Origin of the sequence: Clostridium sp. AF22-10, assembly GCF_003478725.1 — a bacterium.
GTDB lineage: Bacteria > Bacillota > Clostridia > Lachnospirales > Lachnospiraceae > Otoolea > Otoolea fessa.
Map to the genome: position 1 here is coordinate 174,623 of NZ_QUFZ01000001.1, position 17,939 is coordinate 192,561.

General features: G+C 49.4%; 13 protein-coding genes. 3 read left to right on the top strand and 10 right to left on the bottom strand.

The genetic code is table 11. The features are described from left to right. Positions 1-148 precede the first annotated feature (148 nt). The 7 genes from uvrA to ftsH all read right to left on the bottom strand — a co-directional run bounded on the left by uvrA (position 149) and on the right by ftsH (position 11,711). Positions 149-3,001, bottom strand: coding sequence for an excinuclease ABC subunit UvrA (uvrA, locus tag DWX91_RS00795; protein ID WP_118472205.1), 2,853 nt, complete (start codon positions 2,999-3,001; stop codon positions 149-151). Between the two features lie 300 nt (positions 3,002-3,301). Beyond that, positions 3,302-4,105, bottom strand: coding sequence for a formate/nitrite transporter family protein (locus DWX91_RS00800; RefSeq protein ID WP_182427373.1), 804 nt, complete (start codon positions 4,103-4,105; stop codon positions 3,302-3,304). Positions 4,106-4,434: 329 nt separating this feature from the next. After that, on the bottom strand, positions 4,435-5,397 hold the full coding sequence (locus DWX91_RS00805) for an ABC transporter permease (RefSeq protein ID WP_022360158.1): 963 nt from the start codon (positions 5,395-5,397) through the stop codon (positions 4,435-4,437). Next, positions 5,394-6,470, bottom strand: coding sequence for an ABC transporter permease (locus tag DWX91_RS00810; RefSeq protein ID WP_118472207.1), 1,077 nt, complete (start codon positions 6,468-6,470; stop codon positions 5,394-5,396). The genes DWX91_RS00805 and DWX91_RS00810 overlap by 4 nt, the downstream gene beginning before the upstream one ends. Further along, the gene (locus DWX91_RS00815; protein ID WP_118472208.1) at positions 6,467-8,023 is read right to left on the bottom strand and encodes an ABC transporter ATP-binding protein; all 1,557 of its coding nucleotides are present in this window, start codon (positions 8,021-8,023) and stop codon (positions 6,467-6,469) included. The genes DWX91_RS00810 and DWX91_RS00815 overlap by 4 nt, the downstream gene beginning before the upstream one ends. Positions 8,024-8,215: 192 nt before the next feature. After that, the gene (locus DWX91_RS00820; RefSeq protein ID WP_107000564.1) at positions 8,216-9,409 is read right to left on the bottom strand and encodes a BMP family ABC transporter substrate-binding protein; all 1,194 of its coding nucleotides are present in this window, start codon (positions 9,407-9,409) and stop codon (positions 8,216-8,218) included. Between the two features lie 376 nt (positions 9,410-9,785). Further along, the gene (ftsH, locus tag DWX91_RS00825) at positions 9,786-11,711 is read right to left on the bottom strand and encodes an ATP-dependent zinc metalloprotease FtsH (RefSeq protein ID WP_118491648.1); all 1,926 of its coding nucleotides are present in this window, start codon (positions 11,709-11,711) and stop codon (positions 9,786-9,788) included. 260 nt (positions 11,712-11,971) lie between these two features. On the opposite strand from ftsH, the gene DWX91_RS00830 reads away from it, so the two are divergent. The 3 genes from DWX91_RS00830 to DWX91_RS00840 all read left to right on the top strand — a co-directional run bounded on the left by DWX91_RS00830 (position 11,972) and on the right by DWX91_RS00840 (position 14,543). After that, entirely contained in the window at positions 11,972-12,472 is a 501-nt protein-coding gene (locus tag DWX91_RS00830; RefSeq protein WP_118472209.1) for a MarR family winged helix-turn-helix transcriptional regulator, read from the top strand. 202 nt (positions 12,473-12,674) lie between these two features. Beyond that, positions 12,675-13,622: a tyrosine-type recombinase/integrase gene (locus tag DWX91_RS00835; RefSeq protein WP_243017785.1), complete on the top strand. Its 948-nt coding sequence runs from the start codon at positions 12,675-12,677 to the stop codon at positions 13,620-13,622. A 21-nt stretch (positions 13,623-13,643) separates the two neighbouring features. Beyond that, positions 13,644-14,543: a tyrosine-type recombinase/integrase gene (locus tag DWX91_RS00840; RefSeq protein ID WP_118468267.1), complete on the top strand. Its 900-nt coding sequence runs from the start codon at positions 13,644-13,646 to the stop codon at positions 14,541-14,543. Between the two features lie 477 nt (positions 14,544-15,020). Here the strand turns inward: DWX91_RS00840 and DWX91_RS00845 are convergent, their stop codons facing one another. The 3 genes from DWX91_RS00845 to DWX91_RS00855 form a co-directional block, all read right to left on the bottom strand. Further along, positions 15,021-15,773 (bottom strand): amino acid ABC transporter ATP-binding protein, encoded by a 753-nt coding sequence (locus DWX91_RS00845; protein ID WP_118468269.1) that lies wholly within the window; start codon positions 15,771-15,773, stop codon positions 15,021-15,023. Continuing rightward, complete coding sequence (locus DWX91_RS00850; RefSeq protein WP_022360148.1) at positions 15,763-16,452, bottom strand: amino acid ABC transporter permease; 690 nt, start codon at positions 16,450-16,452, stop codon at positions 15,763-15,765. The genes DWX91_RS00845 and DWX91_RS00850 overlap by 11 nt, the downstream gene beginning before the upstream one ends. Before the next feature lie 173 nt (positions 16,453-16,625). Further along, complete coding sequence (locus tag DWX91_RS00855) at positions 16,626-17,459, bottom strand: basic amino acid ABC transporter substrate-binding protein (protein ID WP_117796215.1); 834 nt, start codon at positions 17,457-17,459, stop codon at positions 16,626-16,628. Positions 17,460-17,939: the final 480 nt, after the last annotated feature.

Here is a 17,939-nt window from a genome sequence, read left to right on the forward strand (position 1 = left end):
AATTTGTTATTACTCGCACCTAAAGAGGTGGGGGCTTCTCAACTGAGAGCAAAGGATGAGAATTATTATACTATTTGCATTGTGCAGATATGCACACCCTGCGCTTTCATCTCGGTAATTGAATTGCCGAGGATTCCCGCTTATTGTCCTAAACATTTAAATATTTCTTCACATACTTCCCCGTATACGATCCCGGCGTCGCTGCCACCTCTTCCGGTGTTCCTTTCGCAATCACGGTTCCGCCGCCCTCGCCGCCTTCCGGTCCGATGTCGATCAGGTAGTCAGCAGTTTTGATGACATCCAGGTTATGCTCAATGACAACCACGGTATTTCCACCATCCGACAAACGTCTTAATATCTCAATCAGACGGTGTACGTCGGCAAAATGAAGTCCCGTAGTCGGTTCGTCCAGAATATAGATCGTCTTGCCGGTTCCACGCTTGCTCAACTCCGTCGCCAGCTTGATTCGCTGGGCTTCGCCGCCGGACAGCTCGGTGGATGGCTGTCCCAGACGGATATAGGAAAGTCCTACATCGTAGAGTGTCGCAATCTTCCGGTGTATGGACGGCACATTTTCGAAGAATTTCATCGCCTCCTCGACCGTCATATTGAGGACATCATAGATGCTTTTCCCCTTATATTTGACCTCCAGCGTTTCCCGGTTATAGCGCTTGCCGCCGCAGACCTCACACGGCACATAGATATCCGGCAGGAAATGCATCTCGATCTTGATGATGCCGTCGCCGGAGCACGCCTCACAGCGCCCGCCTTTTTTATTGAAGCTGAAACGTCCTTTATTGTAGCCTTTTGCCTTGGCATCCGTAGATGCCGCAAACAGATCCCGGATCAGATCAAATGCCCCCGTATAGGTTGCCGGATTGGAACGCGGCGTCCGCCCGATCGGAGACTGGTCGATCGCGATAATCTTATCAAGCTGCTCGACGCCCTCGATGGATTTATGTTTTCCCGGAATCGTGTGTGCTCGGTTCAGCTTCTTTGCCAACGCTTTATAAAGAATCTCATTGACAAGTGAGCTCTTTCCCGAACCGGAAACGCCGGTGACGCAGGTCATCACGCCCAGCGGGAATTTGACGTCAATATTTTTAAGATTATTTTCCGCTGCGCCTTTCACCGTCAGCCAGCCGGCCGGTTTTCTCCGCTCGGACGGCACCGGAATCTGAATGCGCCCGCTCAAATATGCGCCGGTGATCGATTTTTCATTTTTCATGATCTCTTCCGCTGTGCCGATCGCCACGACCTCGCCGCCGTGTTCGCCCGCGCCCGGACCGATGTCCACGATACAGTCTGCCGCGCGCATCGTATCCTCGTCATGCTCAACCACCAGAACTGAATTTCCCAGATCCCGCAGGTGTTTCAGGGTATCCAGAAGCTTGTCGTTGTCCCGCTGGTGAAGTCCGATACTCGGCTCGTCCAGAATATATGCCACACCGACCAGACCGGATCCGATCTGGGTTGCCAGGCGGATTCGCTGCGCCTCGCCTCCGGACAGCGTGCCAGTCGCACGCGACAGGGAAAGATATTCCAGACCGACATTGATAAGAAAGCTGATTCTCGCCCGAATTTCTTTCAAAATCGGTGCACCAATCGCCTGCTGCATCGGCGTCAGCTCCAGCGCATCGATAAATTCGCGGAATTTGACGATCGACATATCGGTCGCCTCGAAAATATTTTTCCCACCAACCGTGACTGCCAGAGATTCCTTCTTTAATCGCTGCCCCTTGCAGGCTGGACACGGCGTGATCCGCATAAATGTCTCATATTCCGCCTTCATTGAATCAGAGAACGTCTCACGGTATTTGCGGTTCATGCTCTGAATCAACCCCTCAAAGGCAATATCATAAATTCCCTCGCCACGCTGTCCACGGTAATACACCTTCACAACCTTGCCGCCGGTTCCGTAAATTAAAATATCATGGATCTCCTTCGGATAATCTTCAAACGGGGTATCCAGACTGAAATCGTATTCTTTTGCCAATGCATTTAAGATCGCGCCGGAAAAGCTCGTTTTGTCCGTGCAGGACTGCCATCCCATCGCCGTGATCGCACCCTGATTGATGCTCAGGCTCTTGTCTGGAATCATCAGATCCTCGTCAAACTCCATCTTATATCCCAGACCGAAGCAGTCCGGGCACGCACCAAATGGGTTGTTGAAAGAGAAGCTGCGCGGCTCGACCTCATCCACGCTGATACCGCAGTCCGGGCAGGAAAAATTTTGGCTGAACGTCAGGGTATCGTGCTTTTCTTCGCCGTTTTCATCCCGCACCGCCGTATCGGTCAGCATCAGACCATTGGAGAGACCCATGACCGTTTCAATCGAATCCGAAAGGCGTTTCTCAATCCCCGGCTTGACCACCAGGCGATCGACCACAATCTCAATATTGTGCTTGATATTTTTATCCAGCGTGATCTCCTCGGAAAGCTCGTATAAGCTGCCGTCCACCCGCACACGGACATAGCCGCTCTTCTTTGCCTGCTCCAGCACTTTCTCGTGGCGTCCTTTCCGCCCGCGTACGACCGGGGCAAGAAGCTGGATCTTTGTGCGCTCCGGCAGCGCCATGATCTGGTCAACCATCTGATCGACCGTCTGGCGGCGGATCTCACGACCGCACTTCGGGCAATGCGGAATACCGATCCGTGCGTACAAAAGACGCATATAATCATAGATCTCCGTCACTGTGCCGACCGTCGAACGCGGATTCCGGTTCGTCGATTTCTGGTCGATAGAGATCGCCGGAGACAAGCCCTCGATGCTCTCGACATCCGGCTTTTCCATCTGACCTAAGAACTGACGCGCATAGGACGACAGGGACTCCATATACCGCCGCTGCCCTTCGGCATAGATCGTGTCAAATGCCAGAGATGATTTACCCGAACCAGAAAGTCCGGTCAGGACAACCAGCTCATTTCTCGGAATATCAATGGAAATGTTTTTCAGATTGTGCTCATTGGCACCTCGTATCTTTATATATTGCTTCGCCATATCTGTACCTCAATTATCATTGACTCTGCTCTGTTTTATCATGTCGCTGCTGACTTATTTTATAGTCATTATAGTCACAGTCTTCCCTGTAATTATGCTTAGTATAACACATTCCAAAAGTCTTTGCAAACATTTGTTCTGTTTGATAAAATTGAATCAGCTAAACATAGATATTCCTTGGGAATAGAAGTCAAACTTTTCATCAATTCTAATACAAAAAGGGCACCTCCGCCCGACTCCAAACCTAACATGGAGACCAGACAAAAATACCCTTTCGCCCTATTTCATTTTTTCACGCATTCATTTTATTTCACGATTTTTCGTTCCCCGAAGATACACCAGCCAGTACCCGCCTCCAATCACCAGCATCCCGCCGATCATATTTCCGATCGTAGCCGGAATCAGATTATTGAGAATAAAGGTTCCGATCGTCAGCCCTTCCGCTGCCAGACCGTACTCGCCCATGATCATCAGCCCCGCCGGGATGTAAAACATATTGGCGATGCAATGCTCGAAGCCGCAGAGAATGAAAATCGCCACCGGCGGATAAAGCGCCAGAATTTTGCCAGATACCTGCTCGGAGCTCATCGCCGCCCAGACTGCAATACAAACCAGCACATTACAGAGGATCGCACGGCACAGCACCTCCGGCAGAGTCAGGGTCACCTTGGAAACGGCTGTATTCAGAAGAACCTGCGCCAGATCGCCACCGTACAGGCTTGGAATATGCCCGTAGACAAATAAAACCGCCACAAAGATCGCGCCAATCAGATTTCCCAGATAGACAAACAGAAGATTTTTAAACAGCCCGCCCACGGAAATCCGTTTCTGCAGCGCCGAGATCGTCATCAGGCAGTTCCCAGTGAAAAGTTCCGCCCCGGTGCAGACCACCAGCGCCAATCCTGCCGGGAATACGAGTGCCGAAGCAATCCGCGATGCCGAGGCATTTGTCATTGCTGCCGAGGCAACCGACGCCCCTGCGCCTGCCAGCGCGATGAACATTCCGGCGAAAAAGCCGAGTATCAGCATATGAGACACCGGAAGTTCCGCCTTTTTTCTGCCCGTCTCCACATAATTTTCTGCAATCTGTTTCGATGCAATCATAGATTTTCCTCCCATCAGCCTTTCTATGTCCGAAATTCATTTTTCAAATTCTTCCTTTTATCTTCTGAATTTCCGAACCTGCCACATCGTTTTATAACCTTTCCTTCCATTTCAAACAGAAAAAGACGGTTTTCGTCCGATCTTTCTGTTCTATCCCTTTAAAATCTTTGACAAACAACCGTCTTTTCTATTATTTCTATATCATTTCTGATGTCGTCCTATCATCTCAAGCCGCCATCTGACATCACCTATCAAGGGCTTCCCTTATTATTTCATGTGACTACTTTTTGCAGCCCTCCCACAAATCCTATAAGTTCCCCTTCATTTTCCTACCGTTCCTCCCGGAAATAATTCTCGCCCAGATGCGCCGGGATATGTGCCCCTTTATTCTTACGCATCGACGCGATCACCAGCACCAATGCGGTGATAATGAACGGAAGGGCATCGAAAAATGCCGTTGGAATCGCATACGTGTTTTTCGGCACATAGTATTTCAGCACGCGCAGAGCCCCGAAAATAAAGGAACCGTAAATAACATTGATCGGCTTCCACGCCGCGAAGATAACGAGGGCAACGGAAATCCAGCCAAGACCGCCGACGCTGTCGCGCAGCCACACGCCGCCGTTGATGATCATCGAGCAATATGCGCCGCCGATACCGCAGATCGCACCGGATAGCAGGATATTAATGTATCTCCACTTTGTAACTTCGATACCTGCCGCATCTGCTGCGCCCGGATTTTCTCCGATCGCCTGCACATTTAAACCAACCTGTGTTTTATATAAGTAGAAACTCGCCACAATCGCGATGATGATTCCAAGATAAACGAACGGGTTATAGGAAAATAATAATTCTCCGACCACCGGCAGATCACTGAGTCCCGGGATGTGGATGTTACGCATCTGTGCCGTCACCGCATCCGGAAGTTTCAGGGTGCCGTTCTCTGATTTTTCCAGCATAAAGACGCCGATAAAATTGGCTAATCCGACGCCGAAAATCGTCAGGGTCAATCCCGTTACGTTCTGATTTGCCATAAATGTGACAGTCAAAACACCGTAAATCAATGCCGACAGCATTCCAGCCACCGCCGCAGCTAACAGCGCCGCAACAAAGTTATCCGTCTGATAGCCGACCATGAATCCGGCGCACGCGCCAATCGACATCATGCCCTCGACGCCCAGATTCAGGTGTCCGACCTTCTCACTCAAAATTTCGCCAACCGTGCCAAACAGGAAAGGCGTACCCGCCAATACAGCCGCCACCAGAAATTTAATTACGATCTCGCTGCTCATGCGCGTGTACCTCCTTTTCCGTGAAATACAAATTGATACCGTATAAACAGTTCACATCCCAGAATGAAGAACAGGATGATTCCCTGCAGCACATCCGCGCAGTCCGAGGACAATCCGAATGAAGACTGAACTACGCTGCTTCCTTTTTCCAGCACGCTGAACAAAAAGGTAACCAGCAGAATCACCGGCGGATTCAACTGTGCCAGCCATGCCACGATGATCGCCGTAAATCCGACCCCTCCGGCAACTGCCGTCGTCAGCGTGACATCCGAACCGGTCGCCTGCACCATGCCGCCGATGCCGCAGACAGCGCCAGACAGAAACATCGTCCGCAGAACCACTTTTTTTACATTCATGCCGGCATAGCGGGCTGTCTCCTGGCTCTCTCCCACAACGCTGATCTCATATCCCTGCTTGGAACGATTTAAGTAAACCGCTATCACTACCACAAGAATCAGCGCAATCACCCAGCCGAACTGGATGCCGAACACCTTATCGAGCGCCGCATTCTTATTGAAACGGGCAATCTTCGCATATCCCTGGGAACCTGGGTCACGCCATGCGCCCTCTCTCAAAAATACGATGACATTCAGCGCGATATAGTTTAACATCAGCGTAAACAGCGTCTCGTTCGTATCATACCGGGTCTTAAACCACGCCGGAATGAGTCCCCACAGACCTCCGCCGATCGCGCCTGCCAAAAACATCACGATCACCAGCAGCCAGTGATTCCAGTTCGCATGGAACAGTGCAAAATACGAGGCAAAAATACCGCCCATAATGATCTGTCCCTCGGCTCCGATGTTCCAGAATTTCATTTTAAATGCCAGCGTCACGCCCAGCGACGCAATCAAAAGTGGAATCATGATTTTGACCGTCGCCTGTATCGCCATCTCGCTTCGCAGCGCTCCGGTTACAATCGTCTGATAAATGACAAATGGATTCTGCCCAATCAGCAGGATAAAGAATCCGCCTGCCACCAGAGCCAGCACGATCGCCTCCAGACGGAGGATCAATGTTTCTCTTTTTCCAAGTTCCGCCTTTTTTACAACGCGGATCCACGGTTCTTTCATGCCTGTTCCTCCTTCTTTTCGGATGCCATACTCTTATCCAGCCCCAGCTCGCCCGCCTCGGTACCGGTCATCATCAGTCCCAGCTGTTCTTTCGTGAGCTTCTTCGCATCCACGATACCCGTGATCTTTCCATGGCAGAGTACCATGATCCGGTCTGAAAGCTCCAGAAGCACATCCAGATCCTCACCGATATAGACAACCGCCACGCCCTTTTTCTTCTGCTGATTCAGGAGGTCGTAAATCAGATAGGAAGAATTAATATCAAGCCCTCGCACCGGGTAAGCCGTGATCAGCACCTGCGGGCTCGACTCAATCTCACGTCCCAAAAGTACCTTCTGGACATTTCCCCCCGACATCATACGCACCGGCGTATCAACGCCCGGCGTCACGATTCCCAGTTCTCCGATCAGGCGTTCTGCCATCTCCCTCGCCGGTTTCCGGTCTACAAACAATCCTTTCCCTTCCGAATAGGACTTGAGCAGCATATTATCAACCATACCCATTGAAGCAACCAGTCCCATGCCGAGACGATCCTCCGGCACGAAACTCATGCTGATTCCGAGGCGGATGATCTCCGCCGGAGTCTTACCGATGATATTTTCCTTACGGTACAAAATAGCGCCCTTTTTCGCGTCCATCAACCCAGTCAGCGTCTCGCAGAGTTCTTTCTGGCCGCTTCCGGCAACACCGGCAACGCCCAGAATCTCGCCTGTTTTAATCTCAAAAGAAATATCATCCAGCGCCACGCCGCCGTCACTCTTATCGACGGTCAGATCGACAATCTTCAAAATAGTCTCTCTCTTCTCCAGCTCCGGGCGCTCGATATTCAGGCTGATTGGTCGTCCAACCATAAGCTCCGTAAGTTTCTTCTCATCACATCCGGCAGTTTCCACCGTCTCGATGCTCTTTCCTTTTCGCAGAATCGTGACACGGTCACTGATAGAAAGAACCTCATTTAATTTATGGGTAATAATAATAATCGCACAGCCCTGTTCCCGCATCCGGCGCAGGATTTTAAACAGCCGCTCCGTCTCCTGCGGCGTCAGGACTGCCGTTGGCTCGTCCAGAATCAGGATCTGGGCGCCTCTATATAATACCTTCAGGATCTCGACCGTCTGCTTCTCGCTGACCGACATGTCGTAGACCTTTTTCTCCGGTTCAATTTCAAGTCCAAATGACTGTCCAAGCGCTTCAATTTTTTCCCGCAACGCCTTTCTTCCCAGCCGTTTTCCCTTGGTTCCCAGCACGATATTATCCATCGCACTGAACACATCCACCAGTTTGAAATGCTGATGAATCATACCTATTCCTAAATTTCTCGAATCTACCGGCGAATTTATGGAGACTTCTTTTCCTCCAACCAGAATCGAACCGGCATCTGGGTGGTAGATACCGGAAAGCATGTTCATGAGCGTTGTCTTACCGGAACCATTTTCTCCCAAAAGTGCCATAATCTCGCCGTACCGGACGGTCAGATCAATCTTATCGTTCGCCACGACGCTTCCGAATGCTTTCGTGATCTGCCTACACTCAATGGCATACTGTTCTGTCATATCGTCACCTCAAATGAATATTTAACCAATTTTTTAATCAATTTTCTAAAAAAGAAAAAAGAGGTGCCGCAAATGAAAGTGGATCCATTTGAAGCTGCCTCCTTTTATCTGTTATATACTCTTGGAATCTGCAACACCCGGAAGCGTTTCCGAACCTGCTTCAGCATCGCTTCCAGGTATACAATTCCGTGATTATTTCTCTACGATGTTCTTGAAATACCAGTGGATATTGCCTGTGATATCTGCATCGGACATATGCTCGCCCTCGGTGCCAACGGTGGTTCCGTCGTTGCACTCGATCACGCCATCAAATACATCCCAGTCGCCAGACTCGATCTTCGCACGTGCCTCATCGATCTTCTCCTGCGTACCATCTACGCACAGGTCAGATAACGGGGAAATGTCTACCAGACCTTCCTCCAGACCGCCGAAGTAGTTCTCGCCTGTCCATGTACCATCAATCAGATCCTGTACAGCTTTGGTATAGTAAGCGCCCCAGTTCCAAACGGTGGAGGTCAGAACTGCCTTCGGAGCATCCTTGCTCATATCAGAGTTGTAACCAACACCAAATACGCCAGCTTCCTCAGCTGCCAGCTGCGGGTTCGGTGTATCGCAGTGCTGTCCAATGACATCACAGCCCTCGTTGATCAGGGCTACGGCTGCCTGTTTCTCACCTTCCGGATCGTACCAGCTGTTGGTGGTCTTGATGTAAACGGTTGCATCCGGGTTTACAGAATATACACCCATTGCAAATGCGTCACATCCGCCGGTAACCTCGGCATTGTCCTTGCCCCAGGCGCCGACATAACCGATCTTATTGCTCTCTGTCTTTAAACCAGCCGCGATACCAGTGAGGTAACGGGACTGATAAATCCGTCCAAAATAATTGTTAAAGTTCACACCGTTGGATTTGTAGCCGGTTGCATGGGAGAAGATAACGTCCGGATATTCTTCTGCCAGTGCCTCGCATGCATCCATGTAGCCCCAGCTTGTCGCGAAGATAATCTGGCATCCTTCCTCGACACACTCGCGCATTGCTGTCTCGATGGCAGTCTGATCATCGTCCGCTACGTTGTTCTTGCGGATAATCTGATCATCCTCCAGACCAACGGCTTTCTGCATCGCTACGATACCCTGATCATGCGTATAGCTGTAACCGGAACCATCCGCCGGATTTCCAATATGAATCACTCCGACCTTCAGATCCTCTTTAGCAACTGCCGGCATCACGCCCTCTGCTGCCTCGCCTGCTTCTGTGTCTGCCGCGTCAGCTCCCTTTTCCTCCGCTGCCTTCGTATCTGCTGTATCAGAAGACGAAGAAGAACAGCCTGCACACAGGGACAGCGCCATGGCAGCGCTCAGTAACACGCTTACTACTTTTCTCATAACATTTCCTCCTAAGAATGCCTGCGAATGCGGTTCTTTCCCTTTCTCATCGTTTGTCAGAATTCCCTCGCGGAACCTGAAATCCGAAAATAAAACCGCATTCCCGAAAATTTGGATCGATACAGGAGATATTATTGCATATTTACAGACGATTTTCAAGGAATTTGCCTGATTTTTACTGTGATATTTATTAATTTCTTTTCATAAGTTTTACTTATTTCTGTTTTCCTCCTGTAATCCCCCGATATGCAGGAAGGGAACACCGGAGGAATCAGCTGCCAGCATCTTTTTTCGACGCAGATAACACAAAAACAGGCACCAGACATTTCCTTTCAAAATGCCTGATACCTGCTCAGCTCACTGTAACTGATTTCTCTTATAACTTCGGCAAACACGTAACCGTCCACCTTATAATACACGGCTCTGTTTTAGCCTCTGCCTCGCCATCCTCTTTCTTCTCTTCCAGAATCTTCATAAACTCCTCACCGGTGATCGTCTCCTTATCCAGAAGATAGTCTGCCAGCTCATGAAGCTTATCCTCATGCCCGGAAAGAATAGCTTTCGCTTTCTCATACGCGCTCTTTACCAGCGCAATCACTTCCTCATCGACCCTCGCCGCCGTCTCTGCCGAACAAGCTAGGGAAGTATCGCCGCCTAAGTAGGCGTTGTTGACCGTCTCGAGCGCTACCATGCCGAAATGGTCACTCATGCCGTAACGCGTCACCATCGCACGGGCAATCTTGGTTGCCTGTTCGATATCATTCGAAGCCCCAGTCGTGATAGAATGGAAGATCAGCTCCTCCGCCGCACGGCCGCCGGTCAGTGTCACGATCTTGTTGAACGCCTCTTCCCTGCTCATCAGGAAGCGCTGATCCGCCTCCACCTGCATCGTATATCCGAGTGCCCCGGAGGTTCGCGGCACAATCGTGATCTTGTGGACCGGAGCCGAGTGCGTCTGCAGCGCCGCTACCAGCGCATGACCGATCTCATGGTAGGAGACAATCTTCTTCTCATCCCCGGAAACACCGGCATCCTTCTTCTGATATCCGGCAATAACCGTCTCGACACTCTCTTCCAGATCCTGCTGGGACACGGTCTTTCGTCCCATCCGGACTGCCCGCAGCGCCGCCTCATTGACAATGTTTGCCAGCTCCGCGCCGCTCGCACCGTTGGTAGCACGGGCGATCTCATTGTAATCCACACTCTCATCCACTTTAACTTTTTTGCCATGGACTTTCAGAATTGCCTCACGGCCTTTCAGATCCGGCAGCTCTACCGGAATCCGGCGGTCAAAACGTCCCGGACGAAGCAGCGCCGGATCGAGGGATTCCGGACGGTTGGTCGCCGCCAGAATGACAACACCCTTCTTGCCGTCAAAACCATCCATCTCAGTCAGAAGCTGGTTCAGCGTCTGCTCGCGCTCGTCATTGCCGCCCATGCCGGCGCCGTCACGCTTCTTACCAATCGTATCGATCTCGTCGATAAATACGATACACGGCGCTTTTTCATTGGCCTGTTTAAATAAATCACGCACCTTCGCCGCACCCATGCCGACAAACATCTCAACAAATTCCGAACCGGAGATCGAGAAGAACGGAACGTGTGCTTCCCCGGCAACAGCCTTCGCCAGCATCGTTTTACCGGTTCCTGGAGGTCCGACTAACAGGGCGCCCTTCGGCAGCACCGCACCGATCTCCGAATATTTTTCCGGCTTATGCAGGAAATCGACAATCTCTTTTAATGCATCCTTCGCCTCTTCCTCGCCAGCCACATCTGCAAATGTGATACCCGTCTCGGATTCTGCATAAATCTTTGCATTGGACTTGCCGAATGTCATCGCATTTCCGGCGCCGCCCATCTTCTTCATCAGCGAACGCCCCATCAGCTGTCCGATTCCGATAAAAAGAATCAGCGGCAGAATCCAGGTCAGCAGAAAATTGAGAAGCGGAGAAGCCTGTGTATTGATCTCCGCACTGTATTTCACGTCCTTACCATCCAGCAGGTCATACAGGTTGACACCTGGAATCTCGCCGGTTTTGTAGGTGACATTCCAGGTCTTGTTTTTATCGTCATTTTTCAGCGTATAGACGATCTCATTGTTCGTCGTCACATACACCTCATCGACATTATTCTCTTTCAGCTGTTCACTGAACTGGTCAAACCGCACTTCCTGCGTCCGATCCATCATGGATGGGAAGAGGAAAATGTTTAACAGCATGACAACCAGCATTACCAGTCCATAATAATATAGAAATGATTTTCTGGGCGGCTGCTTTCCGCCTCCGTTCGTATTCTCTACCATAGATTGTTCTCCTTATTGTGAGTCTGTGACAGATGGTTTCTGTGTTTCTGTCACATCGTTTCGTGATACATTAACATATACCGCATTCTTTGTTATTTGTCAATCCACAATAGTAAATATTTATTTACTTTTTATATTTGTTGACCTTTTTGTCTGGATGTGCTAGAGTACAAGTAAATTGATGTTTCCTTGTTTGCAATTTATGTTTGTGAAATGGACCGCATTTTATTACTTTGATATTTAAATTTGGAGGTTTCCCTATGAATCCAGGCAAAAAAAATTCAAATCTTTTAAAAAAAACCGGTATTCACTTCCTGGAGTTTGCACTCGGCTTTCTCTCCCTGGCGAAATGCCACTACCAGCCAAGCCATGATATGAAAGTCAACTCGCTTCCATTTTTTGCCCTGATCGCGCTCGACAGCTGGGCAGATCAAGACTATACCATGTCTGAGCTGGCGGACAAGCTGAGTATCACAAAGCAGCAGCTCTCCCATATGATCAAGGTTCTTGAGGAACGCGGTCTGGTCGAGCGGATCCACGATACAGCCAACCGCCGCCGCGTCTACATCCGCATCTGCGATTCCGGTCGTGAGATGATGAACCAGATGAAGCAGGAAATGCTGTCTTCCACCCTGTTTGGGCTGCGCGCTTACACCCCGGAAGAACTGGCATCGATGGACGAGTGCCTGTGCCGCCTGATGGAATTAATGAAGAAATTCAACTGTGAAACCGATGAACCTGTAAAGAATGTATCCGTATGATAAAGACACCGGAGACACTTTTTTCTCCGCTTTCTTTTAAATCCTGTATAATTGACTTTTGTAACGTCCAGCAGCATTCCGGATTGATTTCTCTGCCATTTCATCCTTTCATCCGTTCCGGTGTGTTCCACGCCTCGGCAGAGTTTTCTTTCTGTGCCAATGGACGTTTCTCAATGATACAGAAAGAAGGTTCCTACATATTATGCCACAAATGATAGAAAATCATATTTTTCCACACGCTGCTCATAGCAAACACACTCTCCCCCTCTCATCCAGGCAAACTTCTGCTGCCATTCCACGCCTTTCCGGTCAAACGCGTGCTGCCGCACCTGCAAGAGCCCAAAAGGCCGCGGACGAATTTGCCCGCTACCTGCTCACGCGCAACCTTGCCGATGAGACACTCCGCGCTTACACTTATGCTGTACGGCAGTATTTTACCTATTACCGTGACATTACTTACCCCAATTTAAAGCTATACAAAATCTTTCTGCTCGAGCACTACAAGCCGCAGACCATCAACCAGCGGATCCGGGCTTTGAATGCCTACCTGGATTTTAAAAAGCTCTATCCCGGGCATCTTCCCATGGTAAAAATCCAGCAGAAAACATATCTGGATCACATGATCAGCGAGGCGGATTATGAATACCTGAAACGCTGCCTGCTTCGGGATGAACGGTACACTTACTATTTTCTCATCCGTTTCATGGCGGCAACCGGCGTCCGGGTCAGCGAGGTGATTCAGTTCCAGGCAGAAGATATTTTCTCCGGCTATAAGGACATCTATTCCAAAGGAAATAAAGTCCGGCGCATCTACATCCCACAGTCACTCCGAACCGATACCCTCAAATGGCTTTCCTTTCTCCACAAATCCCACGGTCCCATCTTCCTCAACCGCTTCGATTCCCCCATCTCTCCAGGCGGCATCCGCAGCCAGCTCAAAACCATCGCCCTCTCCTACCACATGACACCGGAAATGGTACATCCGCATGCATTCCGCCACCGGTTTGCCAAGAGTTTTATCGAAAAATGCGGCGATATTTCCCTGCTCTCCGATCTGCTTGGACACAAAAATCTCGAAACAACCCGGATTTACCTGCGTCGTTCCAGCAGCGAGCAGTATGAGATTGTCAACCGGGTAGTCACCTGGTAGAGAGGAGGAAATGAAGCACATATGAATTTTGAAACACTTATTTCCGACTTTGGCATTTACCTTGAAAAACAGGGGCACGCCGCCATCACCATCCGGGTCTACAGCTGTTCCGTCCGGCTGTTTTTTTCGCATTATAACAGCCTTTCAGTCGAGCACCTGCAGTCGTACCGGCGCTGGCTGCTGGAATGTTATAAGCCATCGACAGTGAATACGCGGATTCTGGGGATGAACCGGTTTCTGGATTTTATGCAAAACAGAGGATTGTTGGATAATGAAAAGGCGAATTTTCAATCCCCCATATCCGCCCCCACAGATTCACTCCGCATCACTCCCACGGGTCACTACCGCCTGCGCCCCATCCGGGAGCAGAAGCACACCTACCTTGATACAGTGATCTCCCAGAAAGATTATGACCGGCTCAAACGGCGGCTAAAAAAGGATGAAAATTACTTCTGGTATTTCATCGTGCGTTTTCTCGCCTCCACCGGCGCGCGCGTCAGTGAACTGCGCCAGATCAAAATGGAGGATCTGCAGCTTGGCTATCTCGATCTCTACTCCAAAGGCGGCAAGATACGGCGATTGTTCTTCCCCCGCTCCCTCTGCGGGGAAGCAATCCCCTACTTTGCCTCCCGCGGCATCGACAGCGGCTTTCTCTTCCTGACCCGCCGCCGCACCTGCATCTCCGCACGCGCCATCGAGATGCAGTTAAAAAACATCGCAAAGCGCTACCGCATCAATCCGGCAACAATGTACCCGCATTCTTTCCGGCACCGCTACGCCATCAATTTTTTGAAACGGTTCAATGACATTTCCCTGCTGGCGGATCTGTTAGGACACGACAGCATCGAGACAACCCGGATTTACCTGATGAAATCGAGTCAGGAACAGCAGACAGTGATTGACCGGGTGGTGACGTGGTAGGCACAGGCGTGTGAAAACCATAAAAGGGGAAAGAACTGCCATTTTCCACAATTCTTTCCCCTTTATTATAGATTTATTTTTTCTCTGCCTCCACAATCACGAGCTCATATGGAAGTGCTTCCTCAGCGCTATCGGTTCTAATGTTTTCACCCGACCGTTCTACCGCATTCTCTTTTTTCTCCTGCTTCCCACTGTCCAGCTTTGTCTCAACATTCTGTTCCGCCTTCTTTTCAGAATCTTCCTCCTTTTCTGCTGTTCTACTAATAAGACGATGGGAGATTTCATTTGGTTTTATATATTTGCAATTTTTTTAACAACTTTTCTTTCCAAATAAACATTTTTCAAAACGGAAGTTAGAAGAACCAGATGGATAATAGAAAACGCATAAAGATATTACAGGCATAAAAAAAGCCCGGCAGAAAGAAAATGTGCTATGACATTCTCTCCCTACCGGACTTTTCCTAATATTAAATTTCCTTACAGCACCTTACTCAAAAATGCCTTCAATCTTTCGCTCTTTGGATGCTCGAAAAACTCCTTCGGTTCGTTTTCTTCGATGAAGTTGCCGCCCTCCATGAACATGACGCGGGTTGCCACCTCGCGGGCGAAGCCCATCTCATGGGTAACCACGACCATCGTCATGTGCTCCTCGGCAAGCTGGCGCATTACATTTAATACCTCACCTACCATCTCCGGGTCAAGCGCGGAGGTTGGCTCGTCAAAGAGCATCACATCCGGATGCATCGCCAGGGCGCGGACGATCGCCACACGCTGTTTCTGACCGCCAGAGAGCTGTCCCGGATAGGCGGATGCTTTTTCCTTTAATCCGACGCGTTCCAGAAGCTTCAGTGCCTCCGTCTCTGCCTCGTCCTTTGGGCGTCCGAGCAGTTTCATCGGTGCCAGCGTCATATTATCAAGAATCGTCATGTGCGGGAACAGGTTGAACTGCTGGAATACCATTCCCATTTTCTGACGAAGTTTATCAATGCTTGTCTTCGGATCCGTGATATCCGTTCCCTCAAAATAGATGTGTCCGCCGGTCGGGGTTTCCAGCAGGTTCATGCAGCGCAGAAATGTGGATTTACCGGAACCGGATGGTCCGATCACACAGACAACATCCCCCTTGCGTATCTGGGTAGAAATATTAGTCAGGACCTTTAAATCACCGAATGCCTTGGAAAGATCCTTGATGTCAATTATCACTTCTCCGTTTTGTACTTTATCGTTCATTCTTTCTCAGGCTCCTTTCCAGATTCTGTGCAAAGTGGTTGAAGATCATCGTCAGCGCCAGATAAACAGCAGCCACTATCAGAAGCGGTGTCCACGCGTCATACGTTCTGGAACGGATGATATCGCCGCCCTTCGTCAGATCCTGCACCGCCACGTAACCGGCTACCGAAGTCTCTTTCAGAAGAACAACAAACTCATTGCAAAGTGCCGGAAGTACGTTTTTAAATGCCTGCGGCATAATGATATAGCGCATCGTCTGCACATAGTTAAAACCAAGGCTTCGACCTGCCTCCATCTGTCCCTCGTCGATCGACATGATACCGGAACGGAAGATCTCCGCTACATACGCTGCCGAGTTAAGACCAAACGCGATCACACCGACAAAGACGCCAGCAAATACACGCGATACAAAAATACAGTAGTAGAAAATCATCAGCTGGATGACAACCGGCGTTCCCCGGATGACCGTCAGATATACCTGGCAGACACCATTTAAAAATTTCATTTTTCCAGTTTTGTCGTGAGTTGCACGAACAATCGCAATCAGCAGACCAAGGGCAATGCCGATCAGGGTCGCAAATAACGTGATGATCAGGGTATTTTTCAGGCCCCCTGTCAGATACTGCCACCTGTCATCCTTGATCAGGTTTAAATATAAGGCCTGCTTGAGTTTCTCCAATCTGTTTTCCTCCTTGTAAGGTGATATAGACTTGAAAAAGGCTGCCGCCGAACCGTGTTTTCGCCATTCTGCAGCAACCTTTTTCCGTTCCGTCAGATACCGGAAGCACTCTGGGTGTTTTCCGGATCACCTGAATCCATCCATCTGACGATTCATTTCAATTCTCTTTTATATTACTCAGCGGTAATGTATTTTTCAACGATCTCGTCCAGTTTTCCAGACTCTTTCAGGTTTGCGATGGATGCGTTGATAGCGTCCAGAAGCTCTGTATTGCCCTTCTTAACTGCGATTGCGTACTCTTCTTCTGCATACGGTGTTTCCAGAAGCTTTAAGCCTTCATTCTCGTCTACAAATACCTGTGCCGGTTTGTTGTCAATGATAACTGCATCGATCTTGCCAGTGGACAGCGCCTGTACTGCATCGGCGCCCTTGGAAAATCTCTGTACGCTCTCCTCGCCGAAATCATCGGTGGAGTACAGGTCGCCGGTGGTACCCTGCTGAACGCCGATCTGCTTGCCCTTTAAATCATCCAGGGATGCGATGTCGCTGTCCTCTGTTACGATAACAGACTGAACGCCGATTGCGTAAGTGTCAGAGAAATCCACCTGGGTCTGACGATCCTCGGTAACAGTCATGCCTGCTGCTGCGAAATCAGCTTTGCCAGACTGAACCTCCGGGATGATAGAATCGAATGCTACGTCGGTGATTTCCAGAGATGCTCCCATATCCTCGCAGATAGCGTTTGCAATATCTACGTCGATACCTACGATATCATTTCCATCGTGGTACTCATACGGTGCGAACTCAGCGTTGGTGGACATAACCAGAGTCTTTCCTGCAAATGCGCTGTCGCCAGCCTCTGCTGCCTCGCTGCCCTCTGCTGCCTCTGCGGTTGTCTCCTCATTCTCCTCTGCGGCTGCGGTTGTCTCTGCCGGTTTGGAAGAGCATGCTGCTAACGATGCTGCCATAGCAGTTGCCATAGCGATTGCTGCTAATTTCTTTTTCATAATAAATTCCTCCTCATTTCTATTCGCTGCTTTTGTATTTTTATGCAGTAAATACGAATATTCTTACTTTTATTACTGTATCTAGGAATACATTATACCGCATTTTTATAAATAATCAAGCCTGAATTCCTGTTTTTTACAGGGTTTTGTATGATTATGCATTCTTTTCCAATTTGTACGGTTCCAGTTACGGACAGATCTTGTTGTTAATTCTTGGCACGGGAGTTTAATAGTTGCATAATCAGGTTAGTGAAATTTTGAAAGTAAATGAAAGCAGATGACATCTCGAAGAATGTTTCCGGTTTCCGAACGGATTATCAATTCATAACGAACAGTAAAATGAGAACAATTCCAAAAATGGACAAGGAAGAAAAAAATACTATAGTCTGCAACAGCAACAAAAATCGCTGCACCCCAGCAAATACAAAGGTTACAGCGATTTTATTTTCACTCAACTGCCAAAGACTGGATATATATTTT